Here is a 26,901-nt window from a genome sequence, read left to right on the forward strand (position 1 = left end):
ACCATGAGAAGCCGTCCTAAACTTCATACTCCTCAAGGAACTTGATATCGAAGTTCCCGTCCAAAAACACCGGATGCTCCAGCAGTCTCTGGTGGAATGAAATGGTGGTATGTATGCCCTCCACCGCAAATTCAGCCAGTGCACGCTTCATCTTGGCTACAGCCTCTTCCCGGGTCGGTGCCCAGACGATCAGCTTGGCAATCATGGAGTCATAAAAAGGTGAAATGGTATAGCCCGGATACGCCGCGCTGTCGACCCGCACCCCAAATCCGCCCGGTGGCAGATAGAAGCCGATTTTGCCCGGAGACGGCATGAAATTACGCTCAGGATCCTCGGCATTGATACGGCATTCAATCGACCAGCCGTTGATCACAATATCCTCCTGGGTGAAGGAGAGGGGATTACCTTCCGCTACTGAGATCATTTCCTTAATGAGATCGACGCCGGTGACCATCTCCGTTACCGGATGCTCCACCTGAATCCGTGTATTCATCTCCATGAAATAGAAATGTCCGTCAGGACCCAGCAGGAATTCCAGGGTACCTGCCCCCGAGTAATTAACTGCCAGTGCAGCCCGTACCGCCGCTTGGCCCATCGCATCGCGGACCTCCGGGGTAAGTACGGCGCAAGGCGCTTCTTCGATCAGCTTCTGGCGGCGGCGCTGCACAGAGCAGTCACGCTCGCCCAAGTGGACGACGTTGCCGTGATTATCGGCGATGATCTGAATCTCCACATGCTTCATGCCGGTCAGGAATTTCTCCAGATAGACTCCGGCGTTGCCGAAATTCTTCTGCGCTTCCTGCTGGGCAGCGGTAATCTGCTTCACCAGTGACTCTTCATCCTCGGCGATGCGGATGCCCTTGCCTCCGCCGCCTGCCGTAGCTTTGACGATAAGCGGGTACCCGATATCACGGCCGAGCATCACGGCTTCCTCTAAGTCACCGACAATCCCGTCCGAGCCCGGTATAATCGGAACTCCGGCCAGCTTCATCGTTTCTTTGGCAACAGCCTTGTCGCCCATCCGGGTAATCGCATCCGGAGACGGGCCGATGAAGGTAATGTTACAGGATTCACAGATCTCGGCGAAATCCGCGTTCTCGGCCAGGAAGCCATAGCCGGGGTGAATAGCATCGCATTCCGTCAGCGTGGCAACGCTCATAATATTAGTAAAGTTCAAATAGCTGTCCTTGGCGGGCATCGGTCCGATACAGTACGCCTCATCCGCAAGACGTACATGCAGGGAATCGCGGTCCGGCTCCGAATAGACAGCCACGGTGGCAATACCCAGCTCGCGGCAGGCCCGGATAATACGGACCGCAATCTCGCCGCGGTTGGCAATCAACACTTTTTGAATGTTCATGCGTTTCCTCCCAAAGTTTAGCGAAGCTTGCAAGCTCCTCTTCATTCTCGCGGCAATTATTCCGCTCTCACCAGAAACAGCGGCTGACCGTATTCCACCAGTTGGCCGTTCTCAACCAGGACAGAGACAATCTCGCCCTTCACTTCGGCTTCCAGCTCATTCATCAGCTTCATCGCTTCAATGATGCAGACCGTAGATTTCTCATTCACCCGGTCTCCGACATTAACAAAGGAAGGCGTCTCCGGTGAAGCGGCACTATAGAAGGTCCCAACCATCGGCGAGACGATTTTATGTAATGCGCCTTCAGCGGAGGTTGCGGGCTGCTGCGCCGCAGCAGGAACTTCACTAACAGCCTGAGGGGCAATAATCTGCGGACTTTGCGGCTGCGGGGCTGGCGTAAAGGGGTAGGTATAAGGAGCCGCCTGAATTACTGTTCCTTCAGCTTCAGAGCGATCCGGTTTACGGATAGCCAGCTTCATACCTTCGCTTTCAATCTCCAGCTCGTGCACGGAGGAAGTCTGGTCCAGCAATTGAATCAATTCCTTAATCTCGCTTAACTTGAACATTGGGTAGTTCACTCCTTCAGCTTTCTCTCGAAGCCATTTTGGGACGCTGGCTGAGCAGGGTACGATATCCGTTCTGACAAGCATACCCGTAACGCGGGTCTGCTCTGTAATTCTCTTGAATCGCTACCTTGTGTAACCGCTGCCTGCGTAATCTTCTTTTTCTATACATCGATAACTTTATGTATTATATCACAAACGCTAGAAATGGAAAGAGCCTGGGACGCGCCCGGGCTCTTTCGGCATTTTATTCTATTTTCCCTGGTTTTATTCAGCTGGCTTACTGCTCCGAGACGTATTGGACCTTAATCTTGTCCTGGGTAACGCTCAGTTCCTTCATTACAAAATCCACGATGCCGACCGCCTGCTTCACATCCAGCTTATCGCTAAGCACCACGATCGTGTAGGCGTCACCGGCTTCTTCTTTCACAATGGCCTCACCGTATTTTTGTTGAAGCTTCTCTTCAATCCCGGTGATCTTGGACTCTTTCTCTTCCAGCTTGCTGAGCTGCTCCTGGGCTGCTGCATTCTCAGCCGGTGTCTTATCCATATCGTTAATCAGCGCCAGCAGATCATTGTGATCCTTCAGGTTCTTCTGTTCGCGTTCGTACAGGTAGTTCGTGAACAGGCTGCTCGCCGATACGCTCTGCGAAGCCACTTCATCCAGAATCGCCTCGTCGTCCTTCGCCGGAGTCTTGTCTACAGCGGCTGACGTATCCTTGCTGTCTTTGCTGTCCTTGGTATCCTTGGTGTCCTTATTTTCCTTGGTATCCTTGCTGCCAGCTGTATCCTTACCTTTATCAGCTGTAGTAGTGGCCGCCTTGTCCGTTGCAGCAGTTGTATCCTTGGCAGTGTTACTGCTGTCAGCAACCACACTGCTGTCATCTATCACGGCCGGAGTCGTGCTGTCATCAGTTGCCACTGTCGATGCCGCTTCATCCTTGGTGGTCTTGCTGCTGTCATCCACGGTTCCTACTGCAATTCCTTTGTCCGTGCTGACCTCTTTGATGACAAGTCCGCTGTCCAGCGTAGTCGCGGTTCCGCCGCCCGTTCCGTCTTTTATAGTATCCACCTGGATGCTGCCTGCGGTTTCTTTGGGGATGGGAGCCCCCGTATCTTCCGTGAACAGATAATATGCAGAGAGCACTACCATCAAACTGAGCATAGAAACCAGCCAAATCGTTTGTCTTTTGCCCTTCATTGTTTATACCTCCTATAATTTTGTTGCCAGCCCTCTTGTCGTCTCTGAGTCGTGTGCATCGTACAAGCCTCTTCTGTTAAAGCATATGCCGGGGTTGCCGGAGACATGCCTATTCCTGCTTGCGCGGGACAACAGAAATCCGGTAGACCGGTACGTTAAGCCCTTTTTCAACCGCCTGCTCAATCAGACTGCGCACGACCTTGTTCTCTGCCCCTTTGGCGACCACTAGCACTCCCCGTACCTGAGGCTTCACCCGCTTGGTGATGATCGGAGCCTCATTCCCTGACTGGCTGTAAGTGACGATCTGGCCGTCCCTGGTGTACTGGGTGGTATGGCGTTTACCGCCGCTGGCATCTGTTTCTTCACTTTGCTGCTGCGAGTCGTTCATATTGCGCTGCACGATAATCTCCTCTGTGGAATCTACGGTGACCATGATATCCACAGTACCGACCCCCACGATTTTCTCCAGAATCTCCTTCGTGCGGTTCTCCATCGCCAGTTCGATGCTGTCAAAAGAATTCGCGCTCCCAGTCTCCTGCTGCAGGACTGTCTGCGAGGTCCCGCTGTCCGGCGGTTCACGCCCTGTGTTCTCGTTGTCCAGCTTCTTCACATTCACGAAGGAGTTGAACAGCATAATTGCAACACCCAGCAGGCCGATAATGATCAGCCAGCGGAAGGTGTGGCTGCGCTTCGGGCTGCCGTTGCCGCCTCCGGCCCACTGCTCCAGCTTTTTCAGCCAATTGCCCATTGATTTCCCTCCTTCAATTATGATTTCACGGTACCGCCCCCGCTGCTTTGCACCTTGATCAGAGCGGGGTCCAGGTTCCAGTTCTTCTCCAGCAGCTGGATAATTGTTCCGGCTTCTTCCGCCAGGGTCTCCTGCACTCCCTCAGTGCCGCTCCCGGAAGAGGAGGACGCCGGAGCCGAACCACCACCTGAGGATGACGCTTCCTGCGCTTCACCATCTCCCCCGCTGCCTTCCAGGCTGACCTGGACCGGCTCCACAGGGTTAATCTGTATCGGCCCGGCTGACGGGAGGGATGCAGTACCATTGCCCGGCAGAGCCCCTCCAGAGGCGCTCTGCTCCGGCGGAAGCGCTACTGTGACCGAGGAGATCAGCGGCACCTCCTCGCCGAGCGGCGCATCTGGATTCGGGCCCATGGCCAGGGCCACTGTCACCTTCACCCCGCCGAGCCCGGTGCTCCCGGCAATCTGGTCGCGCATCTGGCCGGCTACTTCTTCGGCAGCCAGCTTCAGGCTCTGCTCACGCGCTCCGGCAGCCAGCATCCGCCCGTCCGCCAGAATCTTGTCCAGCGAATCCGGTGCGCCCTCCGCTCTGTTCAGCAGCCCCCCGCTTCTCTCCTGCTGCTGCATCGCCACGGTCAGCTCCTTGCTGGCATCTCCCTTCAGCAGAGAGATTATCGGGCTTAGCATTGTCAGCAGAACCAGCAGGCTGAGCACCAGTCTGGCGTACCGTTCCATGGATTTGCTGGGCAGCAGCATCTCCACGAATGCAGCCATCAGCACGACGAGAATCAGCTCATGGAGCCAACTGCTGAGCCAGGACATGGCGCACCTCCTTGTCATTTCGTTCTAGCGCATCATCACGGTCACATTGCCCGCAGTGAGCATAATGGTTACAGCCAGGAAGAACATCAGCGAGACGGCGGCCAGCGCCGCGAAGACATAAATCATGCTTTTGCCGATCGTCTGCAGGCAGGTCACGATCGGTGTCTCGCCCAGCGGCTGCATAACGGCGGCGGCCAGATTGTAGATCAGGGCGAGGATCAGAATTTTGATTGCCGGGAACGCGCACAGGAAGAGGATAATGATCACTCCCGACAGCCCGATGGCGTTCTTCACCAGCAGTGAGGCCGAGATGACCGTGTCCGTGGCATCCGCGAACATTTTACCGATCACCGGCACGAAATTCCCTGTAATATATTTGGCCGCACGTATGGTCACTCCGTCTGTAACCGAGCTGGTAATCCCCCGGACGGAGATCACGCCGAGAAACACCGTCAGCAGCACCCCGAGCAGCCCGGCCCCGATATTGCGCAGCAGGTTCGCCAGATGGGTCAGCTTGTATTTCTCAGACATTGCGCTCACCAGATGCAGCACCGCCGAGAAGAACAGCAGCGGGAAGACCAGCGTATGAATCAGCGTGCCTACGGTATGGATCATGAATACGATCAGCGGATGGGTCACCGACACCGTGACGATATTGCCCATTGAGGCCAGCAGCGCAAACAGCAGCGGAATCATAGCCATCATGAAGTCGATCATCCGGTCGATGGCATCCTTGGCATAGCCGATAGCGACATTGAAGCTGTTAACAGCTATGACCAGCACCACCATGTAGCAGAGCATATAAGCGATCTTGCTGACGGATTTCCGTTCAAAAGCGGTCTGCAGCGTCTCCAGAATCATACTCAGCACACTGATCATCACAATCGTGACCAGCAGCTTGCCGTTGTAGAGCACCTCATGCCACATGAAGTTCATCAGGCCGGACAATACGCTTTTGAAGCTTAAGCCCTTATCTCCCGGCAGCAGCATATCCATCAAGGAAGGTGTCCGTCCCTCCGGGAAAAATCCACCGTAATCCTTCATCAGCTGGTCCCAGTAAGACTCGACTTTGTCTTTTGGCAGATGCTCCACCTGCCCTTTCACCCACTGGTCAACAGGAGACGTAGGGCCTCCGCTGCCGCCTGTAGCCGGAGCTGAAGGAACAGGGGACCCGCTTGCAGTACTTGCCACACTTCCCGCGCTTGCAGCATTCGCAACACTTGCCGCACTTGCCGTGCTTCCACACAGCAGAAGCAGCTGGAGCACCAGCAGCAGGGCTGGCAGAAGCAGGAGCGCCTTTCCCCCTTTTGGCGGCCGAAAAATACTATGCTCCTGCATTCCCCTCACCTCCGCTCTACTCCAACTTGTCCGGCATGTCCGCTGTATCAGGCTGGCAGCAGCTTCATGACCGTTTCAATAATAATGCTGATAATCGGAACAGCCAGCACCATGATCAGCACCTTGCCGGCCAGCTCAATCTTGGAAGCAATCGATTCCTGCCCGGCATCCCTCACGATCTGCGCCCCGAATTCCGCGATATAGGAGATGCCGATGATTTTGAACACGGTTTTGATGTGGATCATTTCCATCCCGGAGGACTCCGCCACCCGCTCCAGCGTACCTAGAATCGTTCCGATCTTGCCGATCAGGAACAGGAAAATCAGGATGCCGGCCGCCGTGGTCAGCAGGAAGGCGAATACCGGCTTTTGTTCCTTCAGGACGAGGATAAGGACCGTCGCCAAGATGCCAATTCCCACAATCTGAATGATTTCCATAACTCCAGCCTATTGAAAAAGAAAAATCGTTTTGATTTCCTGCAGCAGCCCATCCAGCATCCGGATGACCATAAACAGGACGATGATAAAGCCGACAATCGTTACCCAGTGGGCGATATCCTCTTTGCCCATCTGCTTAAGCACCGTATGGATCATGGCGATAATGATGCCGATGCCGGCAATCTGAAAGATCGCGTTGACTTCAATATTCATTCCTGGCACCTCGCTAAAAGATCAAAATGACGATCAATGCTCCAAGCAGCAGACCCAGGCTTTTACTCACCTTCTCATACTTGCCCTGATCTTCTCTGGCCGCTGTCTCCTCCTGCTTCAATTGCTGTAAAGCCAGTGCAATATGCGTGCTCTGATTCGGCCGGTCACTGGTTCCGAGCGTGCAGCTTAGCTGCCGGATGATCTCCTTCTCCGTGCCCCGCAGCGATGCGCTGCTCCAGTGGGCTTCCATCGCCCGCCGGATGGCCTCTTCCGCACTGTAGTTATGCGGCGGGTTCATCTCCTCCGCCGCCGTAAGGAAGAAGGCCTGCAGCGGCTCCTTCGTCTGCATTCCAATCCGGCGCAGCGCCTCCGGCAGCGGCGTGTAGCCGTACTGGATCTCGGTCTCCAGCCGCTGGAGCGCTGCAATCAAGGCCCGGATATGTCTCGGCCGGTCAGCATACTGGGCCGCCCGCTTGAAGCCGGCCAGGGTTCCCGCCAGCACGATCAGTACCGCGCCAAGCAGCTTAAGCATGGCGGTCACCCCCTGACACCGGCTGCTGCTCCGGCGAGACCAGCAGCAGACCCCGCTTCTGGGCGTCCAGAATGCGGAAGGACAAGCCAGAGGCTCCGCGGTGCAGTATCACATACCGCTCGAACATCCGGTGCTCCAGCAGCCCGCCAAGTCCGGGCCGCCGGGCAAGCTCGGACACTTCCTTGCCGTGCGCAGAAGCGACCACCGAGATCCCGGCGTGCAGCGCCTCGGTCACCGCCTCTGCATCCTCCATGCGGCCGATTTCATCGGCGATCAGCACATCGGGCGACAGGGAGCGGATCATCATCATCATGCCCTCCGCCTTGGGGCAGCCGTCCAGAATGTCCGTACGCGGCCCGACATCGAAGGCCGGAATTCCCCGGCGGCTGCCTGCGATCTCAGAGCGTTCGTCGACGATGCCGACCTTCAGCCCCGGCCGGCTGCCTTCCCGGCCGCCGCTTGTACCTGCCGACAGCTGCCTGGCCAGATCGCGCAGCAACGTGGTCTTGCCATGCTGCGGCGGGGACAGAATCAGCGTATGCATCACACGCTGCCGCCCCCGGTCCAGCAGATACGGCAGTACGCCGTCGGCGATGCCGTGCACCTCACGAGCAATCCGCACGTTGAAGCCGGTAATATCACGCAGATGCTCCACGCCGCCCCCGCTCAGCACCGTCCGGCCGCAGAGACCGATCCGGTGTCCGCCCGGAATCGTGATGAAGCCCTTGCGCAGCTCCTCTTCCATCGTATAGAGGGAATGATTGCTGATGAGGTCCAGCAGCCGGTGCGTATCCTCCCGGTCCGGCCGGTAAGCCTCGCAGGGAAGCTGGGTCAGGGTGCCGCCGGCACCGATGAAATGATACTTGCCGGAATAGTTGATCTCCAGCGGCCGTCCCTCACGGACGCGAATCTCCTCCACCTTGTCCAAGAGCGCAGCGGGGAGGCCACCGAGCAGCGCTCTTACTTTTTCGGGAAACAACAGAAGCCAGTCATTTGCCATACCAGGTACCCCCAAGCTGTCCTCTACTAAATAGCTTTATTTCATATTTATGCTTGTACTTATGCTTTATGCCTATCATCTATCATTTCTTGAGAATCCCGAATAAGAGAATAGCCACCCCGCAGCCAATCCAGCCGAGCTTCCCCCAGGACAGCTGCTCTGCCATCCCTGTAAGGCCCACAGCCGTGGTCAGAATGAGAATCGTAGGGCCGACAAGCGCCAGTCCCGAATTGACAGCCAGTGCCTTATCCACCTGATTCAGCTTCAGCATAATCAAAGCCGCCGCAATCTCTACACTGCCAGACAGCAGCCGCAGGGCCGACATCCAGCTTACATACTTGTCCAAATATCCCAACTCCCTTTTCCAAATCTATGGGCCCGCCCGCCATTTTCACTGCAAATCAAACAAGCTGTTATCCATGGATATGCGGAAGGGGGCGACTTTAGACAAGAAGAAATGGGGATACTAGCACAGATTTCAGGAGGTGTGAAAGATATCATAGTGCCGCTCTCCATAAAAAAATATCATCGGTATGATAAATTTAATTTTTCCGTATCCAAAGATAACCAGCAAAGAAGGGGATCACAGTCATGCAAGTTCGTAATTTCGTAGTACCGCTTGTATCAGGAACGATAGGCAGACAGGTAAAAGAGGTAGCGATTATTATATTTTCGGCCTTCCTAGTAGCAGCCGGCCTGCGGTTATTCCTGATTCCGCATCAGCTGCTCAGTGGCGGTGTAGCCGGGACAGCTTCCATCATCGGATATTTGACCCATCCAAAGTATATTTCGTTGTATTATTTCGCCATCAATCTCCCGATCCTGATCTGGGGCTTCGTCGCCGTGGGCAAAAAGTACATCTGCTATAGCATGCTGTCTGTACTCTCCACCACCTGGTTCCTGAACGTGATCCCTGTGGTGAAGCTTACCAAGGACCCGATTCTGGCCAGTATCTTCGGCGGGGTGATTATTGCGGGAGGGGTTGGCTTCTCACTGCGGGCGGGAGGATCTTCCGGAGGCTTCGACATTCTCGGCTCCATCATTACCCGCAAGCGGGATATTCCCATGGGGACGGTGCTGTTCGTAATGGACGGTCTCGTCATTCTGTGTCTGGGCTTCTTCAAAAGCTGGGATTCCGCGCTGTACGCGATGCTCTGTATCTTCGTCAAAAGCCGGGTGGTGGACATGATCCACATCCGCCATATCAAGCTGACCTGCTTCATCGTCACGAAGGAGCGCGAGAAAATGCTGAACCGGCTGACCAGTCTGCCGCACGGCATCACGGTTGTGAACGCCGAGGGCGGATACAGTCACGAAGGCAATACGATGCTGATGACCGTAACCACCCGCTATGAGCTGGCAGATCTGCGCAAGACGATTCTGGAGACCGATCCGAAATCCTTCGTTAACGTGCTGGAGACGGTAGAGATTATGGGCAGGTTCCGGCGGCTGAGCTAGCGAGTGCATCATGCAGGCCATTCCTATCCTTATGTATGATACACAAAAGAGTGCTGTTCTCCGCTTTTGCGGGGAACAGCACTCTTTTTGTTTTGCGTCTTAGACCTATTGTTGAATTATAATCTGCGGCTTAGCGGCGGTCCTGTGGACCTCCAACGAAGGCTTGCTCTTGTGTATCCAGGTTATAGGCGGTATGCAGCGCCTGGATGATTTGCTGCAGGTTGCCGGATTCAATCACACAGGATACCTTGATCTCGGAAGTGCTCACCATCTTGATGCTCACGCCTTCATTCGAGATCACCTCGAACATTTTGGCGGCAACCCCCGGGTGGCTGACCATCCCGGCGCCGACAATCGACACCTTGACCAGACTGTCCTCGGAAGTCACTTCACGGTAAGGCAATACGCTGTGCAGCCCTTCGATGACCTCTTTGGCCTTCACAAGATCTCCAAGCGCTACAGTGAAGGAGAAGTCAGCCGTCTTGTTCTGCACTCCGCTCTGCACGATAATATCGACATCCACACCTTCATCGGCCAGCTTGCCGAATACCTGGGCGAGTACCCCCGGCACATCTGGAACTCCCAGAATACTGATCCGGGCCACATTTTTATCATAGGCAATTCCGCTAACTACTACACCTTGCTCCATGCTTGCTTCCTCCTTCACCACAGTACCTTCATTATGGTTAAAGCTTGATCTGACGACCAGCTTCACTTGATATCGTTTGGCATATTCCACGGCACGCGGATGCAGCACGGCTGCCCCGAGATTCGCCAGCTCCAGCATCTCGTCATAGGAGATTTCCTTCAGCTTGCGCGCCGTCTTCACAATCCGCGGGTCAGTAGAGTAGATTCCGTCTACATCGGTATAAATCTCGCAGACATCCGCCTTGATGGCTGCAGCCAGCGCAACCGCTGTCGTATCTGAGCCTCCGCGGCCCAGCGTAGTGATCTCGCCATCCAGCGTCATGCCCTGGAAGCCGGCTACAATCACAATCTGCTCCCGCTCCAGCGACTCCAGCACCCGGCGCGGAACAATCTCACTGATCCGTGCCCGGCCGTGGGTCTCATCGGTGCGGAACCCGGCCTGCCAGCCTGTATAGGATACGGCATTCCGGCCGATTCCGTGAAGCGCAATCGACAGAAGCGCAACGGAGATCTGCTCCCCGGTAGTCATCAGCATATCCATCTCGCGTGCGGGGGGCTGACCGTTCAGCTGATTCGCCTGATCGATCAGATCATCTGTGGTATCTCCCATAGCGGAGACCACCACAACGCAGCGATGTCCTTCATCCTGCTTGGCTGCGATCCGCCCGGCGACCCGCTTCATACGTTCAATGTCGCCGACGGAGCTGCCCCCGAATTTCATGACATAAAGTGACAAAGTTCCATTCACTCCCTATTTCGCTCTAAAGTAGCTTAAATTTTGGTTAATGCTTTAACACAGTATAATACGAAAATCATAACATGCGTTAATGGTTTCACAAAATAAAGTGCCCATTTTTGATGAACCCGGCCATAACCCCGAACCCTCACAGCCGGAATCAGGGGCACTAATGCTCCTCATTCGCTCATATAGCCCGCTTTGGGCCAATTCAGGGGCACTAATGCTCCTCATTCGCTCGTCCAGCCCGCTTTGGGCCAATTCAGGGGCACTAATGCTCCTCATTCGCTCGTCCAGCCCGCTTTGGCCCAATTCTGGTGCACTAGTGCACCTCATTCGCTCATCCAGCCCGCTACGGCCCAATTCAGGGGCACTAATACCCCTCATTCGCTCATCCAGCCCGCTCCGGCCCAATTCAGGGGCACTAATGCTCCTCATTCGCTCGTCAGTCCGTTTCGGCCCAATTCAGGGGCACTAATGCTCCTCATTCGCTCGTCCAGCCCGCTTTGGCCCAATTCTGGTGCACTAGTGCTCCTCATTCGCTCGTCCAGCCCGCTTTAGCCCAATTCTGGTGCACTAGTGCACCTCATTACTCCCTTCACTCCACATTCTGCCCCACCTGAGACGTCCGCCAGAGGGATTTATCCCTTTGTTTCCCTATATGCCGTACGCTTTCTGCAAATCTGAGGGATTTATCCCTTTGATTTACCCTTCCTCTCCACTTTTAGCTTAATCTGAGGGATTTATCCCTTTAATCCCTCCGTTCAGCTAACATTCCACTATATCAGAGGGATTTATCCCTTTCATCATTTTCATCCCTTTTCCCTTCACTTCTTCCCTCTCCCCCAGCCTGACACAGCAAAAAGACCTCCGCCGCATCAAGCGGGGAGGCCCTCAAGTTACATCTGAAATCCAAAAAGGCTCTACGCGCGGGAGATATATTTACCTTCGCGGGTATCGACCAGAAGAACATCTCCTTCATTGATGAACAGCGGTACCTGGACCGTATGACCGGTCTCCAGAACAGCGGCTTTGGTTGCGCCTTGAGCCGTGTTGCCCTTCACGCCCGGTTCGGTCTCGGTAACCTTCAGCTCTACGCTGGTCGGCAGGTTGATCCCGAGGATTTCGCCCTGGTAGCTGACGATATTCACGGTCATGTTCTCTCTAAGGAAGTTAAGCTCCCATTCAAGCTGCTTGGCTGTCAATTCGAACTGGTCGTAAGTCTCGTTGTCCATGAACACATGCTCAGAGCCGCTTGCATACAGGTACTGTACGCCACGGTTCTCGATGATGGCGCGGCCAATCGTTTCACCGGCACGGAACGTGCGCTCAACCGTATTGCCGTTACGCAGGTTCTTCAGCTTGGAGCGGACGAAGGCTGCGCCTTTACCCGGCTTCACGTGCTGGAAATCTAGGACGGTGAAGATGTCCCCTTCTACTTCTACGGTCAGGCCTGTCTTAAAATCGTTAACTGAAATCACAAAAAATCCCTCCTGGAATCCATAAATGAACTGAATGATAGTGTCTTACAGTACCAAATAATCCTTCGATGAATGTGTCAGCAGCGTGATGCCGCTCTCGGTAATGACAATATCATCTTCAATCCGTACGCCGCCAAGGCCCGAGAGATAGATTCCCGGCTCCACGGTGACAACCATCCCCGGCTGGATGACTTCATCCGCCAGCTTGGACAAGCGCGGCCATTCATGTACTTCCATCCCGAGACCATGGCCTGTGCTGTGGCCGAAGTATTCACCATACCCGTAGCGGGTGATGATATCTCGGGCCAGGGCATCACATTCACGGCCGGTCATGCCGGGCTTGATATGCGCCAGCGTATGAAGCTGCGCTTCAAGCACAATATCGTAGATCTCCTTCAGCTTAGGGTCCGGTGATCCCAGAGCAATCGTGCGGGTCACATCGGAGCAGTAACCGTCCAGGAGCGCGCCGAAATCGAAGGTGACGAATTCGTTGTTCCCGATAACCTTGCTGCTCGCTACACCATGCGGCATAGCTGAACGCTCACCGGAAGCGACGATTGTATCGAACGAAGACGAAGTTGCACCATGCGTACGCATGTAGAATTCCATTTCCAGATCGACATCGCGTTCCGTCATGCCCGGCTTGATCACATTCAGGATATGACTGAAGGTGGCGTCTGCCAGATCGGCAGCCCGCTGCATCACAGCCAGCTCTTCCTCATCCTTGAACATGCGCAGGTTCTCAACAGCCTTCGATACCGGTACCATGGCTGCCGGGGCAAGAGCCTCCGCATAAGCGGTGTACGCACTGAAGGTCACATCATCCTGCTCGAAGCCGACACGGACTTGTCCGCCCTTCGGCAGCAGTTCCCGCACGGTGTCAATGAATTTCGAGTCATGCTGTACCACCTTGAGGCCATTCACCTGTTCCGAGGCCTGTGTCATATACCGGAAGTCCGTCAGCAGATAACTGTCATCACCGGTAACCAGTACGTACCCGGAGGAGCCGGTGAACCCACTCAAATAGCGGCGGTTATATCCGCTGGTAATTAACATCGCATCCAGTCCCAGTTCCTGCAGAACCTTACGCAGCTTGGAGACGCGCTTGTTGCCCATTTTCATTCTCCTCTCGAAATAGCCACATTGTATTTTACCATAGCGGCAGGCCAACTGAGAAGTTTTTTCGAAGGGCCTAGGCTAGCTTCGTCTGCTGTTCGCGTTTGCGTTCATCCGTATACTCGATGGCCGCCGTATATCCGATGAATAATCCCCAGAGCAGGAAGAGACAGAATTCGCTGATCACCGTGTCCCACGGCAGCTTGAACGGCGGCTGGAGCAGGAATAAGCGCGAGCAAGCCAGGAACAGGACCGACCACCACAGCACCCCGTACAGCATCCCCGGCCAGGGCCCGTTAAGCTTCCGGAACACCAGCACATAGATTAGGGACGAGAGTACCGACAGAATGATAAAAAATAAATATCCGAGCAAATACCCGGCAGGCGTCACCAAAAACTCATGCTTAAAAAAAGGCTCCGCCAAAAATCCCGGAATAACCTTAGTGAAGTGCAGAACATACATCAGCCAGTGCAACCCTCCCCAGATTAAACCGGCGAAATAACCCAGTTCAATGGAGAAATAAAAAGGATTCGTCTGGACGCTTTTGTGCTTGCTTGAAGAACTCATAGAGCTCCCTCTCTTTCGGTATGGGGTTAATCCGGTTTCCACTCCGCTCTCTACAGCTAGTATGTACAGCTAAAGGCAATCCAACTAGTAATGTGTTTAAAAATTAGTTACAATGTATTATATAAATCATATCAATATACGGGAAGGTGAATTGGTTGTCCCAGGAAACTCCCAGTTACGGCGGCCAAGCCGTCATCGAAGGCGTCATGTTCGGCGGCAAGCATGTCAACGTAACAGCCGTAAGACGAAAGAATCAGGAGATTACATTTTTGGAGGTGCCGAAGAGCGATAAGAGCTGGGTCCTTAAACTGCGCAAGATTCCGCTGCTTCGCGGCATTGTCAGTATTATAGATTCCAGCGCCAAAGGCTCGAAGCATCTGAACTATTCGGCAGAATCCTATGCCGAGGATGAGACGGAGCCGGAAGAGCTTGCCAAGCAGCAGGCGAAGAACAAGAAGAAGGACGAAGGCTGGAGCCTCGGAATGATCTTCGGCGTAGCTATAATGGGGATTCTGTCTTTCCTGTTCGGTAAGCTGATTTTCACGCTGGTCCCGGTATTCGTAGAAGATTTTTTGTTCAAAAATGTATTTGACAACTATATTCTGCACAACCTTGTGGAAGGCGGCATCAAGCTGATTCTCCTGCTCGTCTATCTCTGGGCGATCTCGCAGACGCCAGTGATCAAGCGGCTCTTCCAATATCACGGAGCTGAGCACAAGGTCATCAGCGCCTTTGAAGCCGGTGAAGAGCTGACCGTAGCGAACGTACAGAAATACAGCCGTCTGCATTACCGCTGCGGAAGCAGCTTCATGATGCTGACGATTATCCTCGGTGTAATTATCTACTCGGTCGTCCCGTGGGATTCCCTGATGGAACGGGTACTGCAGCGTATCGTTCTTTTGCCGGTGGTCATCGGAATCTCGTTCGAGGTACTGAAGGGCACGAATGCGGTAAGAGATATTCCCGGCCTTAAGTATCTGGGGTACCCTGGCCTGTGGCTGCAGCTGCTGACTACCAAGGAACCGAAGGACGATATGGTAGAGGTTTCGATCGCTTCCTTCAACCGGATGCGGGAGCTGGACGCTGCAATTGAAGCAAAAGGATATTCGGAGGCAAGTGTGTCAGGCGGCATTTTGGATCCTGCGAAAGGATGATTAGCCAATGATCAGACATGCTTTGATATTTTGGATTACGACAGCTCTTGCCGTATGGGGCCTGATGGTAGATATTATGGCACGCGGCCTGATGGCCTTGTCCATCTTCATCCTACCCCTGATTCTGCTGGGACTGTTGTATTACGCCTACAAAGTGGCCCCCGGTAGAATGGGAGGCGGACCCGGACGTCCGCGCACTAAGGTTAAGCCTTCGGCCAAGACGATGTCCAAGGTTGCCGGCATCCGCAAGACCACTGGCTCACCGGGCAAGCGCAAAAGCTATCCCTTCCAGGTCATCGAAGGCAGTAAGGGTAAGAATGACGATCAGTTGCCCAAATATCACTGAATACTGAATGTAACGAAGCAGAGCTGCAAAAGGCATCCCCACATGATTTCATCACGTGGGGATGCCTTTTTTCTGGTAAGATAAGAATTTATATGTTGTGGTTTAGTTACCGCCTTGGAGCAGCGGGCTGAAGGATTGCCCTCCTGGTGTAGGACGGCGGTGCCGGACGATAGTTAGCGAAGAACTCTTCTCCGGCTGCGATGCCCGCTGTATACAAGGCGTCGGTCTGTGCCTGCGTGATATGAAACTGGGTGGTGGAGATGCCCAGCGTAGGGATTTTGACCGTACGAACGAATTTATCCGTCTCAATATATCGTTCATCATGCGCGGAGAGCATCGTCTCCACCATCGCCTCCAGCATGCTGAACGGCCCTGTAATATGATGCGGCTGCGGAGCTGTCTTCCCAATCAGCTGATAGCCTATGGTCGGTGTCCTGCGCAGCGGTGAGAGGAAGCCGTCCTTCTTCTCATCGAACAGCCAGAGCGGGAAATTACTCAGCACCCCGCCGTCCACCATATAGACCAGCTGCCCGCTGAACGGCTTCCCCCTTGCCGCCTCTCCGGCCAGCATCAGGATCACCGGATCAAAGAAATACGGAATGCTGCAGCTCATCCGCACAGCCTTGGCGACTTCGAAGCTGTCAGGCTCTATCCCGTACAGCACCAGATCGTCGGGCAGCACCACAATCCGCCCGTTGGTGATGTCTGACGTAATTACCCGCAGCTTGCCGCGCGGCAGGTCCCGGAATCTTACTACCCCCTTATTCAGCAGCAGGCCGCGAATCCACGCTTCCAGCGTCTGGCCTGAGTACAGCCCCTTCTTGAGCAGCACACGCAAGGCCGGCCCAACGAAGGCGGTGTTGTAGAGCGCTCCCCGCTTCAGGAAGGAGGTGAACGGTGTCCGCCGGATAATCCGGCTCATGGTCTCTCCGCTGTACCCCGCTGCCAGCAGCGAGGCAATGATCGAACCGGAAGAGGTTCCTGCTACCCGCCCGAAGGTACGGCCCGCGCGTTCCGTCGCCTCCACCGCACCTGCCAGGGCAATTCCTTTGACTCCCCCGCCTTCAAATACCGCGTTAATCTCCATACATGGCAAACCCCCGTTCCATAGAATGTATTGTTATCTATGAGCACGGGGGACTATTCATGACTTAACTCTTGAAATAGAAGCTGAGCAGACTGGCTAGCCCGTAAGGGTCACGGACCACAATATCATTCGCCCGGAAAAGGATGCTGCCAGCCACCTCATCGTATTTCTCATTATATTTGAGCTGGTTGATAATCTGATCTCCGCTCTGCCATTCCGCAGTCTGCTTGGTATCCCCTACCTTGTAGGAGGCAAGACCGATATACAGCTTAACCTTCGTTCCTTTAACCTCGTTCACCCACCAGTCCACCAGCTTATCATAACGGGCAGCGCTGAAGGAGAGGCTCCAATAGACCTGCGGGGCAACATAATCGATCCAGCCGCTCTGAATCCAGGTGCGCACATCCGCATACATGTCATCATAGGCTGACACCCCTGCTGTAGTATCTGAGCCGGTGCTGTCCGCTTTTTTGTTGCGCCATACCCCGAACGGGCTGACCCCGTAAGAAACGGACGGCTTCGCTGCATGAATCTCCTGCCCCAGCTGACGGATGAACTGGTTGATATTATCCCGCCGCCAGTTGCCTTTGCTGCTAATCCCTTGTGAATTGAAGGTCTTGAAGGCCGTATCATCGGCAAAAGCTACATTGGACGGATAGAAATAATCATCCAGATGTACCCCGTCGATATCATACCCTCTGACCACCTCCATCACCGTGTCAATAATATGCTGCCGAGCTTCCGGAATTCCCGGGTTTATGTACAGCTTGTTCTCCGCCTTGACGATCCAATCCGGATGAAGCTTGGCTACATGGTTAGGGGCTAGACTGCTGGTAGAAGCGTCTGTCGTAGCCCGGAACGGATTGAACCAGGCGTGCAGCTGCATTCCCCGGCTGTGGGCACTGCTAACCATATAGGCCAGCGGGTCGTAGCCGGGCTCCTTACCCTGAGTCCCGCTAAGCACCTTGGACCAGGGCACGATCTGTGAAGGATAAAGTGCATCTCCAGACGGTCTGACCTGGACGAATACACTATTGAATCCGGCCGCCTTCAGCTTGTCCAGCAGGCTGTCGAACTCCTTCTTCTGCTTGTCGGGATTGCCTGCCGAAGACGTCGAGGGCCAATCCAGATTATACACAGTGGATACCCAGGCGCCCTTCATCGCCTTACTGGTCTTGGCACCAGGAATAGAAGGTACGGTTGGTGACGGTACCGTTGGTATTGGCACAGACGGCGTAGGTGGTACAGTTGGTGTAGGCACTGACGGAACTGACGGCACCGCAGGCGTTGAAGGCCCGCCGATCTCCTTGCCGGAATATAAGGAAATATGCTTCGTCGCCTGATCCCAGAGTACTTGAAGCCCAAGCTGCTCGCTTACAAACCGCAGCGGCACCATGACCCGGCCCTGTGTAATCTGCACAGAAGTATCCAGACGGACGGCTGTACCGTTAACGATAGCACTTGTTTTGCCGCTGGTCAGCTGCAGTACATTATTATCCTTGCTTATGGTTGCTGTTTTACTGGCCTGATCCCATTTCACACCGGCCCCCAGTCCCTGGCTAATCACTCCAGCCGGCACCATCGTAACATTAGTACGTGTAATATACGGCGGCACATCCGGATTCAGCGTCTCCCCATCCAGTTCAATGGTGATTTGCACAGAAGCTGCGCGCACACCCGGCGTCCATACAGGCAGACATAGCATAATCACGAGCAATCCTACGATCCATTTACGGTAATTCATAATTCCTCCCAGGTCTTGAAGTTGTATAGACAAAAAAATAGCCCTCTCGTCCTTGGGTCAGGGAGAAGGCCGTTCTTTTGTAAACGGAATCCTTCCTTAGTGAAAAAGGAACGGTATCCGTTTTGACGTAAAAAAACTGGAAAGGTTGCGCTAATCAAACAAAAAAAGCCACGTTTATGAATCGCTGGCTATCTCATGGTGAATATCGTACAAGGTCTGCACACGCGCTTCATCCCGGCGGAAATACTCCACCAGCGTTTCGATCCGGGTGATGGAATCCCAGCTCAAGTGATGCTCAATGCCTTCAACATCCTTATAAATATGCTCTTGCTGTACCCCAATAATCCCGAGGAACTCCTCCAGCAGCTGATGGCGGTCCACAAGACGTTTCCCCACTTTTTTTCCTTTGCTTGTTAGGACAAGCCCACGATATTTCTCATAGATGAGATATTCGTCCTTATCCAGTTTTTGGATCATCTTGGTCACAGAGGAGGGATGGACTTCCAGCCCCTCGGCAATATCCGAGACCCGCGCATAACCCTTCTCGTCGATGAGCTTATATATGCGCTCCAAATAATCCTCCATGCTGGGTGTTGGCATTCTAGCTTACCTCTTTTCTATAATGAGCGTAACGGTGGGACCGGGCCTTGCTCTAACAATGATACATGCTTCTGCCGCTCCTTGGCAAGTCCTGCCGGTCATCCGCTTCCCCGCTTAGTGATGTTTACCATGATTCCATTCGCCTGCGGATTGGCACAATAACGGTATCCTCATCCCGAAGGAGCGTGAAATAATGACCTTAATCACACCCGAACGCCCTCCTGCCAAAAGACAGCGCAAGCCCACCGGACTGTTCATCCCGGAGCTGGTTTTCTTCGAGCCCGATGCGCTCAATTATCCCAAAGGGGAGCGGATCATGGAATGGGTCAAGTCCCGGAATATTCCTTACCGCATGACGACCTCGCATAACCGGATTACCAATCTGCCGGGCGAGACAGAAGTCGAGCAATACAAAATCGCCAAACGGACGCTTGTGGTCGGCTTGCGTAAAACGCTCACTTTTGACCAGTCGAAGCCGTCTGCCGATTATGCGATTCCGATTGCCACCGGGTGCATGGGCCACTGCCATTATTGTTACCTGCAGACCACGCTTGGAGCGAAGCCCTACATCCGTGTCTATGTCAACACCGGGGACATCATCGATGCAGCCAAAAAATACATCACCGAGCGTTCCCCGGAAATCACGACGTTCGAAGCGGCGTGTACCTCCGATCCGCTCGGCCTTGAGCATATTACCGGCTCGCTGACGGAACTGATCGAATTCATGGCGGAGGAGCCGCTCGGGCGGCTGCGCTTCGTGACCAAATACCAGCATGTCGAGCCGCTGCTTAAGCTGAAGCATAACGGCCATACCCGTGTACGCTTCAGCGTGAACGCCGACTATGTGATCAAAAACTTCGAGCCGGCCACCTCACGCTTCGAGGAGCGGATTGAGGCCGCCGGACAGATCGCCCGTGCCGGATATCCGCTGGGCTTCATCATTGCCCCTATTATCTGGCATGACGGCTGGGAAGACGGCTACAGCGAGCTATTGGAGAAGCTGGCGCATGCCCTGCCGCCGGGGATTGGCCAAGGGCTGACCTTCGAGATGATCCAGCACCGCTTCACCAAGACGGCCAAGACCGTCATCGAGAAGCGTTATCCCAAGTCGAAGCTGGAGATGGACATCGAGAAGCGCAAGAAGAAATGGGGCAAATGGGGACAGAATAAATATGTCTACCCGGACGAACAGCAAACCGCCCTGCGCGAATTCATCACAGAGCGGATTTTTGAACATTTTCCGGAAGCGGCTATTGATTATTTCACTTAAGTCCCTAATTAGAAAATCAGCCAGCGCGGCGTGATGCCCTGCAGCCAAATCGTAATGCGGAACATCTGGTCGGTGAACAGCAGGATGCCCATGAATACCATCAGCCCGCCGCCCAGCTTCATCAGCAGGTTTGAGTATTTCAGGATCTTGCGCGCCCCGCCCAGGAAAAAGGCCAGTCCGAAGAACGGCAGGGCAAAGCCGATACTGTACGCCGTAATCATCGTAAACCACGTTCCCGGATCACTGGCCGATAGCGCGATAATGGCTGTTAGAATCGGTCCGATACACGGTGACCAGCCTGCCGAGAACCCGATGCCGAAGATGAAGGAGCCCAGGTACCCGGCAGGCTTCCATCTCAGCTCCAGCTTGCGTTCCCGGAGCAGGAACTGCGGCTGGAAGACGCCCAGCAGGAAGAGCCCCATGACAATAATAAGGATCGCCGATAATTGACGGATCAGATCCCGCTGGCCGTTGAAGAATTCACCGAACAAGCCGGCTCCAAAGCCAAGCGTATAGAACACTGCCGAGAAGCCCAGAATGAACGCCAGCGTATGCGAGAGGGTCCGGAGACGGACCTCTTTGCTGTTGCTGCCGCTCTTCAGCTCCTGCACCGATAAGCCGGTAATATAAGATAGATAAGAAGGATAGAGCGGCAGGCAGCAAGGCGATATGAATGACGCCACTCCGGCGGCAAAAGCGATTCCTGCATTCAGGTTGGACACGGGCGCATCTCCTTCCATAGTCGGGGTCACTCGGGTCACTTCATGTAGCAGCAGTACAGATACAGTTATGTAGTTGGTGCTGAGGGCGGCCGGTTATCCTCCTGTTTGTTAGGCTGGCAGCCCTTTTTTGCCGATGAGGGTTAGGGTCAATAGTGCAATTAACAACAGAACAATCGTTGCTCCAGGAGCCAGATTCCATACTCCAGCAATGACCAGTCCGCCAATCACGGCAATCTCGGCAATCGCCACGGACAGAATAACCGAAGACTTGAAGCTCCGTGACAGCAGCAGACTAATGGCCACAGGAATGGTCAACAGTGCAGAGACCAGCAACGAGCCGACAATCTTGATCGCCGTACTGATTACCAGAGCCGTTAACACCGTAATCAGCATATTGAGCAGCTTCACCGGAAGTCCGCTGACACTGGCCGCGTCCTCCTCGAAGCTGAGCAGGAAGAATTCCTTGAAGAATAAGGTCACGACGACCACAACGGCAATCGTTACGATGCCCACCACGATAAGATCAGTAGTATTGAGCGTATAGATGCTGCCGAACAGATAGCTCATTACATCTGCATTATACCCTTTGCCCAGGGTGAAAAAAAGGGAGGCCAGCGCTACACCGCCCGACATGATGATGGCAATGGACAGCTCGGCGTAGCTTTTATAGGCTTTGCGCAGCTTCTCAATCGCAAATGAGGCCACAACCGCAAAGACCAGCCCCGCCCCGAGCGGATAAAAGCCAGTCAGAAAGCCCAGCGCTACCCCGGCAATCGTAACATGCGCCAGCGTATCTCCGATCATAGACAGACGCCGCAGCACCAGAAAAACGCCGATCAGCGGCGCCGTAATGCCAATCATCAGCCCGCCGGCCAGCGCCCGCTGGAAAAAATCACTATACAGGATTTCCAAGATGATGTTCTCCTACCTTTCAAATATAAACCTTTCATTGCAAAAGCTTTTAGCCATCCCTCCCAAACCCTCCCTTCCCGAAGGGAGGGCCCCAAGGGCTCCGCCCTCTGGACACCCGCTGAGTGCAATTGGCGTGGGAGGAACGACTTGCGGCGTTTAGAGACGTTGGCGGAAGGATCGCTTTGCCTCCCTGCGGGATACGCTTAACAGCAGGCGGGATCTACATACGTCACAAGACTAAGATCAGTAGATTAAGATCAAAAGACTAAGATCAAAAGATTAAGGGATCGTCCTATGTTGTACAATGGACGATCCAAGTGATAGACCGTCCTATATTGTACAATGGACGACCTGAGAAATGATAAACTGAACGCTGCTGCAAATCTATTGCACTATGTACAATAGAATTCTAACTTTTAAGCCAAAAATTAATTTCTGTTGTATTTTGTACATTAGAAATTTGAAAAACAGCATAGAAAAGGGCCATTCTCAAAAATCTAATGTATAAACTACAATAGAACCGGAAATTAAGCACTACAGTGAGCAATCTAATGTACAAAATGCAATTGATGCACTAATTCGACCTGCTCGACGTATTCAAGACAAGGTGTGCTGCAAATTATCGACGGCGCAGTCCTGCACATCATGCGAGTGGCGGCAGTAGAAGTTGATTTTACCGTTCTTCTGGACGGGCTCGCTGCCCAGGTAATTCTTCATCATGTCGATATCATGCGAGACCATCAGGAAGGTCATATGGTGATGGGCATGCATGTGCATGATCAGCTCGAAGAATCCGGCCTGGGTCTCGGCGTCAATACCGACGGTAGGCTCATCCAGAATCAGCAGATCCGGGTGGTTGATCAGCGCACGGGCCAGGAAGACACGCTGCTGCTGGCCGCCGGACAGCTGGCCGACTCTTTTCTCGGCAATATCCTGAATCCGCATCACTTCAAGCGCATCCTCACACTGCCGGTGCTGGGCCTTCGAGACCCGCCGGATCAGGTTCTTGTTGTTATACAGGCCGGACAATACGACCTCACGGACAGTGGCCGGGAACAACGGGTTGAACGCATTCTTCTGTGGTACGTAGCCGATCCGCTCCCAATCCTTGAACTTCCGGACAGGCTGGCCGAACAGCCGGATCTCTCCGCTTGAAGCAGGCAGCAGGCCGACGATCATCTTAAGCAGCGTAGTCTTGCCCGCACCGTTAGAACCGAGGATCCCGAGGAAATCACGTTCTTTTACCGTATAATTCAGATTCGAAATTACCTTCTGTTCCCCATAGGAGAAGGACAAATCCTGTATTTCGATCATATGCTGATGGCAGTCCAGGGATACCGGTTGCATGTGAAGTACCGCCTTTCACTTATACTTTCCTTATTATTGTAAGGCCAGAATGAGATTTTGCAAATTTTTCTCCATTAAGGTGAAATAATTGTCCCCGTTCTTCTGCTGGGCCTCGGTCAGCCCTTCTACCGGATTCAGCACCATCGTGGATACCCCGGTCTCACTTGCCAGTGTCTTAGCCAGCTTATCAGATACAAGCTCCTCGAAGAAAATATAACGGATGCCCTCTGCCTTAACCAGCGCCGCCAGCTTCACCAGATCCTGCCCGCGCGGCTCAGCATCCGGCGATAGCCCCATGATAGCATGCTGGGACAGGCCGTAGTCACGCGCCAGATACGAGAAGGCCTGATGAGATACGACAATCTCCTTGCCGGGCAGCTTGCCCAGCTCTTCGGTGAACTTCAGATCCAGCGCGCTCAGGCGGTCGGCCAGCTTCTGGTAGCGCTCCTCATAGCCTTCAGTATGCGCAGGATCAACGGATTGAAGACTATCCTTGATATTCTTAGCCATCACAAGCGCCGACTTCGGACTTACCCAGGTATGCGGGTCGGTGTGCAGGCTGTCGCCATGCCCGTCTGCTTCAGCCTCTTCACCTTCCTGCTCATGGCCGTGATCATGCCCATCGTCTTCATCCGTTGTAATCAGCTTCACCCCTTGGCTAACCTCTACAGCCTTAGTCTTACTGTCACGGTCAAGGCTCTTGAGGAAATTAGGTACCCAGCCCTCCAGACCAGCTCCATTATAGAGGAACAGCTGCGCCTTGGAGGTACTTATGATATCCTGGCTGCGCGGGGTCCAGTCATGCGGCTCTACCCCTACAGGAAGCAGGTTGATAACATTGGCATCTTCGCCGCCGATTTCGGCAGTGAATTCATATATTGGATAAAAAGTAGTTATAACGTTCACTTTTCCTTCCACAATGCTTCCGTTGCTCTTCGGTCCGCATGCGGCCAGTGACAGCGTAAGCAACAGGACAGCGGCGAGCAGCAGCCCTTTTTGCAAGCTTTTTGTAACCATTTCTCTATCGACCCCTTAAATCGTAAAATTTACTATCAGAATTATAATAGTAATCGTTACGATAAGTCAACTCCGATCTACATTTCGTAGTCTGCAAGCTGCCTTCTACCCGGTTATCTTGGAGCAAAAAGAAGCAATCCCCGCTGCCTGTGGCCTGCGGAGATTGCTGTACGGTCATTATGCGGTTGCTCTTGGCAGCCTTATTTCACAATCGCTCCGTTCGGCATGCTGTCCGGCACGGTAGCAATGGTCAGCTGCTCGCCCTTGGAGGCGGCCAGGATCATGCCCTGCGACAGCTCACCGCGCAGCTTCACCGGCTTCAGGTTCACAATGCAGATCACCTTGCGCCCCACCAATTCCTCCGGTGTGTAGAACTTTGCAATACCGGATACCACTTGGCGCTGCTCATAACCAAGATCCAGCTGCAGCTTCAGCAGCTTATCCGCTTTCTTCACCGGCTCGCAGGCGATGACCTGGGCTACGCGCAGCTCTGCTTTGGCGAAATCGTCGATGCCGATTTCTTCCTTATGCTCCTCTTCCTCCGGATCGGCAGCCGCCGCCTCCGGAGTCACCGCTCCCGGCGCCGCCTCTGCAGCGGCCGGCTTCCCGGCTCCCATCGCTTCGGCGATGTACGCTACTTCCTGCGCCACATCCAGGCGCGGGAAGATCGGGTCGCCCTTCACCAGCTTAGTACCTGCTGGAATCAGGCCGAAGGACCTGCCGCTCTCCCAGGTGGTCAGCTCGCCCGGCTGAATGCCCAGCTGCTCCCAGATCTTCTCCGGAGAGCCGGTCAGGAACGGCTGGAGCAGGATGGACGCAGTGCGCAGTCCCTCGACCAGATGTCTCATCACCGAAGCCAGCTCCCCGCTGCGGCTCTCGTCCTTGGCGAGCACCCAAGGCTGGGTCTCGTCAATATACTTGTTCGTCCGGCTGATCAGCGCGCCGATTGCAGTCAGGGCTACGGAGAATTCCATCTTCTCCATCGCTTCTTCTACCTTAGCGTAAGTGCTCTGCACCATCGCCTCAAGCTCACCATCAAATGCGGTAACCTGCCCGGCATAAGCCGGAAGCTCGCCGCCGAAGTATTTCTCCACCATCGCCCCCGTCCGGTTCAGCAGGTTACCAAGATCATTAGCCAGATCGTAGTTAATACGGTCCACGAAGCTCTCCGGCGTGAAGGTTCCATCCGAGCCGAAGGGAACCTCGCGCAGCAGATAATAGCGCAGGGCATCCAGGCCATAGCGGTCAATCAGCGTCACCGGATCGACCACATTGCCCTTGGATTTGGACATCTTGCCGTCCTTCATCAACAGCCAGCCATGTGCGAAGACCTTCTTCGGCAGCGGTTCGCCGAGCGCCATCAGAATGATCGGCCAGTAGATGGTATGGAAGCGGACAATTTCCTTCCCGACGATGTGTACATCTGCAGGCCAGTACTTGTCATACAGACTGCGGTCCTCGGAGCCGTAGCCAAGGGCCGTGATGTAGTTGGTAAGTGCATCGATCCATACATAGACTACATGCTTCTCGTCGCCTTTTACCTTAACACCCCAATCAAAAGTCGTACGGGATACAGCCAGATCCTCCAGACCCGGCTTGATGAAGTTGTTAATCATCTCGTTCTTACGGGATTCCGGCAGGATAAACTCCGGGTTCTCTTCGTAAAACTTCAGCAGGCGGTCAGCATACTTGCTCATGCGGAAGAAGTAACTCTCCTCCTTGACCAGCTCCACCGGATGACCGCTGTCCGGACTTTTTCCTCCGGTAATCTTGCCGTCAGCATCTCGTTCAATATCCACCAGCTGGGTCTCGGTGTAGAAGGTCTCATCCGAAATACAGTACCAGCCTTCGTACTCCCCTTTGTAGATATCCCCCTGCTTCAGCAGGCGGTCAAAAATATCCGCAACCACCTTCTTATGGCGCTCCTCCGTGGTACGGATGAAATCATCATTCGAGATGTCCAGCTTCTTCCACAGATCCTTAATGCCGACTACAATCCCGTCCACGAACTCCTGAGGGGTCTTCCCGGCCTTCCCGGCCTTCTCTTCAATCTTCTGCCCATGCTCGTCCGTTCCGGTCAGATAGCGAACCTCATAGCCGCGCAGCCGCTTGTAGCGGGCCATCGCATCACCGGCTACCGTGGAATACGCATGCCCGATATGCAGCTTGTCACTCGGATAATAGATCGGTGTTGTCAGATAAAAGGTTTTGTTCTCACTCATTACTTCATCATCCCTTCGTTATCCCTAATCGTCCATTTCACACAAAAAACTCCCGCCCCTCTATGGGGCGAGAGTAAACTCACGCGATACCACCCAACATTCCCCGGCTCCTCACAGAGCGCAGGCTTCGTCAGTTCCTTAACAGAACTGTCCATTAACGCTGGAACACGCCATGTGCTTACGCAGACCCCGGCTTCAGGCCTTCCGCTCGAACACAGTTCCTCCCGGACCATCTTCAATCTGGCGTTCCATACCGGCTC

27 protein-coding genes are annotated in these 26,901 nt (G+C 54.1%); 4 read left to right on the forward strand and 23 right to left on the reverse strand.

Annotated features, from left to right (window positions below; all coding sequences use genetic code 11):
* Positions 1-16: 16 nt before the first annotated feature.
* From accC to MKY86_RS20165, 11 genes are all read right to left on the reverse strand, one after another.
* Complete coding sequence (accC, locus tag MKY86_RS20115) at positions 17-1,360, reverse strand: acetyl-CoA carboxylase biotin carboxylase subunit (protein WP_036698394.1); 1,344 nt, start codon at positions 1,358-1,360, stop codon at positions 17-19.
* Between the two features lie 56 nt (positions 1,361-1,416).
* Positions 1,417-1,926 (reverse strand): acetyl-CoA carboxylase biotin carboxyl carrier protein, encoded by a 510-nt coding sequence (gene accB / locus MKY86_RS20120; RefSeq protein ID WP_036698397.1) that lies wholly within the window; start codon positions 1,924-1,926, stop codon positions 1,417-1,419.
* A gap of 277 nt (positions 1,927-2,203) precedes the next feature.
* Entirely contained in the window at positions 2,204-3,124 is a 921-nt protein-coding gene (locus tag MKY86_RS20125; protein WP_076079901.1) for a SpoIIIAH-like family protein, read from the reverse strand.
* Between the two features lie 109 nt (positions 3,125-3,233).
* On the reverse strand, positions 3,234-3,872 hold the full coding sequence (gene spoIIIAG, locus MKY86_RS20130; protein WP_036731930.1) for a stage III sporulation protein AG: 639 nt from the start codon (positions 3,870-3,872) through the stop codon (positions 3,234-3,236).
* A 17-nt stretch (positions 3,873-3,889) separates the two neighbouring features.
* The gene (gene spoIIIAF / locus MKY86_RS20135) at positions 3,890-4,693 is read right to left on the reverse strand and encodes a stage III sporulation protein AF (protein ID WP_076079902.1); all 804 of its coding nucleotides are present in this window, start codon (positions 4,691-4,693) and stop codon (positions 3,890-3,892) included.
* A gap of 24 nt (positions 4,694-4,717) precedes the next feature.
* Positions 4,718-6,031 carry a stage III sporulation protein AE gene (gene spoIIIAE / locus MKY86_RS20140; protein ID WP_076079903.1) on the reverse strand — a complete coding sequence of 438 codons (1,314 nt, stop codon included), beginning with the start codon at positions 6,029-6,031 and terminating at the stop codon, positions 4,718-4,720.
* 47 nt (positions 6,032-6,078) lie between these two features.
* Complete coding sequence (gene spoIIIAD, locus MKY86_RS20145; RefSeq protein WP_036698407.1) at positions 6,079-6,468, reverse strand: stage III sporulation protein AD; 390 nt, start codon at positions 6,466-6,468, stop codon at positions 6,079-6,081.
* Between the two features lie 9 nt (positions 6,469-6,477).
* Complete coding sequence (gene spoIIIAC / locus MKY86_RS20150) at positions 6,478-6,681, reverse strand: stage III sporulation protein AC (protein ID WP_020426549.1); 204 nt, start codon at positions 6,679-6,681, stop codon at positions 6,478-6,480.
* A 13-nt stretch (positions 6,682-6,694) separates the two neighbouring features.
* On the reverse strand, positions 6,695-7,213 hold the full coding sequence (gene spoIIIAB / locus MKY86_RS20155) for a stage III sporulation protein SpoIIIAB (protein WP_076079904.1): 519 nt from the start codon (positions 7,211-7,213) through the stop codon (positions 6,695-6,697).
* Entirely contained in the window at positions 7,206-8,213 is a 1,008-nt protein-coding gene (spoIIIAA, locus tag MKY86_RS20160; protein ID WP_076079905.1) for a stage III sporulation protein AA, read from the reverse strand. The genes spoIIIAB and spoIIIAA overlap by 8 nt, the downstream gene beginning before the upstream one ends.
* 82 nt (positions 8,214-8,295) lie before the next feature.
* Complete coding sequence (locus MKY86_RS20165; RefSeq protein ID WP_425355101.1) at positions 8,296-8,559, reverse strand: YqhV family protein; 264 nt, start codon at positions 8,557-8,559, stop codon at positions 8,296-8,298.
* Positions 8,560-8,804: 245 nt separating this feature from the next.
* Between MKY86_RS20165 and MKY86_RS20170 the strand changes: the two genes are divergently transcribed.
* The gene (locus MKY86_RS20170) at positions 8,805-9,671 is read left to right on the forward strand and encodes a YitT family protein (protein WP_340827355.1); all 867 of its coding nucleotides are present in this window, start codon (positions 8,805-8,807) and stop codon (positions 9,669-9,671) included.
* Between the two features lie 130 nt (positions 9,672-9,801).
* On the opposite strand, the gene MKY86_RS20175 is transcribed toward MKY86_RS20170, so the two are convergent.
* The 4 genes from MKY86_RS20175 to MKY86_RS20190 form a co-directional block, all read right to left on the reverse strand.
* Complete coding sequence (locus MKY86_RS20175; protein WP_036731918.1) at positions 9,802-11,055, reverse strand: aspartate kinase; 1,254 nt, start codon at positions 11,053-11,055, stop codon at positions 9,802-9,804.
* Positions 11,056-11,978: 923 nt separating this feature from the next.
* The gene (efp, locus tag MKY86_RS20180; protein WP_036731916.1) at positions 11,979-12,536 is read right to left on the reverse strand and encodes an elongation factor P; all 558 of its coding nucleotides are present in this window, start codon (positions 12,534-12,536) and stop codon (positions 11,979-11,981) included.
* Between the two features lie 45 nt (positions 12,537-12,581).
* The gene (locus MKY86_RS20185) at positions 12,582-13,652 is read right to left on the reverse strand and encodes a M24 family metallopeptidase (RefSeq protein WP_036731914.1); all 1,071 of its coding nucleotides are present in this window, start codon (positions 13,650-13,652) and stop codon (positions 12,582-12,584) included.
* Between the two features lie 76 nt (positions 13,653-13,728).
* On the reverse strand, positions 13,729-14,220 hold the full coding sequence (locus MKY86_RS20190; protein WP_076079906.1) for a YqhR family membrane protein: 492 nt from the start codon (positions 14,218-14,220) through the stop codon (positions 13,729-13,731).
* Positions 14,221-14,426: 206 nt separating this feature from the next.
* Here MKY86_RS20190 and MKY86_RS20195 point away from each other — a divergent pair, with 206 nt between their 5' ends.
* Together MKY86_RS20195 and MKY86_RS20200 are read left to right on the forward strand one after the other, a co-directional pair.
* Positions 14,427-15,374 carry a DUF1385 domain-containing protein gene (locus MKY86_RS20195; protein WP_143803754.1) on the forward strand — a complete coding sequence of 316 codons (948 nt, stop codon included), beginning with the start codon at positions 14,427-14,429 and terminating at the stop codon, positions 15,372-15,374.
* Between the two features lie 7 nt (positions 15,375-15,381).
* Positions 15,382-15,720 carry a hypothetical protein gene (locus MKY86_RS20200; protein ID WP_036731908.1) on the forward strand — a complete coding sequence of 113 codons (339 nt, stop codon included), beginning with the start codon at positions 15,382-15,384 and terminating at the stop codon, positions 15,718-15,720.
* A gap of 106 nt (positions 15,721-15,826) precedes the next feature.
* Here the strand turns inward: MKY86_RS20200 and MKY86_RS20205 are convergent, their stop codons facing one another.
* The 3 genes from MKY86_RS20205 to mntR all read right to left on the reverse strand — a co-directional run bounded on the left by MKY86_RS20205 (position 15,827) and on the right by mntR (position 19,151).
* Entirely contained in the window at positions 15,827-16,807 is a 981-nt protein-coding gene (locus MKY86_RS20205) for a patatin-like phospholipase family protein (RefSeq protein ID WP_076079907.1), read from the reverse strand.
* A gap of 64 nt (positions 16,808-16,871) precedes the next feature.
* Complete coding sequence (locus tag MKY86_RS20210; RefSeq protein WP_076079908.1) at positions 16,872-18,551, reverse strand: family 10 glycosylhydrolase; 1,680 nt, start codon at positions 18,549-18,551, stop codon at positions 16,872-16,874.
* Positions 18,552-18,725: 174 nt separating this feature from the next.
* The gene (gene mntR / locus MKY86_RS20215; protein ID WP_036698430.1) at positions 18,726-19,151 is read right to left on the reverse strand and encodes a transcriptional regulator MntR; all 426 of its coding nucleotides are present in this window, start codon (positions 19,149-19,151) and stop codon (positions 18,726-18,728) included.
* A gap of 193 nt (positions 19,152-19,344) precedes the next feature.
* On the opposite strand from mntR, the gene splB reads away from it, so the two are divergent.
* Entirely contained in the window at positions 19,345-20,421 is a 1,077-nt protein-coding gene (gene splB, locus MKY86_RS20220) for a spore photoproduct lyase (protein WP_076079909.1), read from the forward strand.
* 8 nt (positions 20,422-20,429) lie between these two features.
* Here splB and MKY86_RS20225 read toward each other — a convergent pair whose 3' ends face one another.
* The 5 genes from MKY86_RS20225 to metG all read right to left on the reverse strand — a co-directional run bounded on the left by MKY86_RS20225 (position 20,430) and on the right by metG (position 26,641).
* Positions 20,430-21,143 (reverse strand): cytochrome c biogenesis CcdA family protein, encoded by a 714-nt coding sequence (locus MKY86_RS20225; protein ID WP_036698435.1) that lies wholly within the window; start codon positions 21,141-21,143, stop codon positions 20,430-20,432.
* Positions 21,144-21,251: 108 nt separating this feature from the next.
* Positions 21,252-22,055 (reverse strand): metal ABC transporter permease, encoded by an 804-nt coding sequence (locus tag MKY86_RS20230; protein WP_036731899.1) that lies wholly within the window; start codon positions 22,053-22,055, stop codon positions 21,252-21,254.
* Positions 22,056-22,652: 597 nt separating this feature from the next.
* Entirely contained in the window at positions 22,653-23,402 is a 750-nt protein-coding gene (locus MKY86_RS20235) for a metal ABC transporter ATP-binding protein (RefSeq protein ID WP_076079910.1), read from the reverse strand.
* A 33-nt stretch (positions 23,403-23,435) separates the two neighbouring features.
* Positions 23,436-24,419, reverse strand: a complete 984-nt coding sequence (locus MKY86_RS20240; RefSeq protein WP_076079911.1) for a metal ABC transporter solute-binding protein, Zn/Mn family — start codon at positions 24,417-24,419, stop codon at positions 23,436-23,438.
* Positions 24,420-24,619: 200 nt separating this feature from the next.
* Entirely contained in the window at positions 24,620-26,641 is a 2,022-nt protein-coding gene (gene metG, locus MKY86_RS20245; protein ID WP_076079912.1) for a methionine--tRNA ligase, read from the reverse strand.
* Positions 26,642-26,901 lie beyond the last annotated feature (260 nt).

This window comes from Paenibacillus sp. FSL R7-0333 (genome assembly GCF_038000365.1).
Classification (GTDB): Bacteria; Bacillota; Bacilli; order Paenibacillales; family Paenibacillaceae; genus Paenibacillus_AQ; species Paenibacillus_AQ silagei.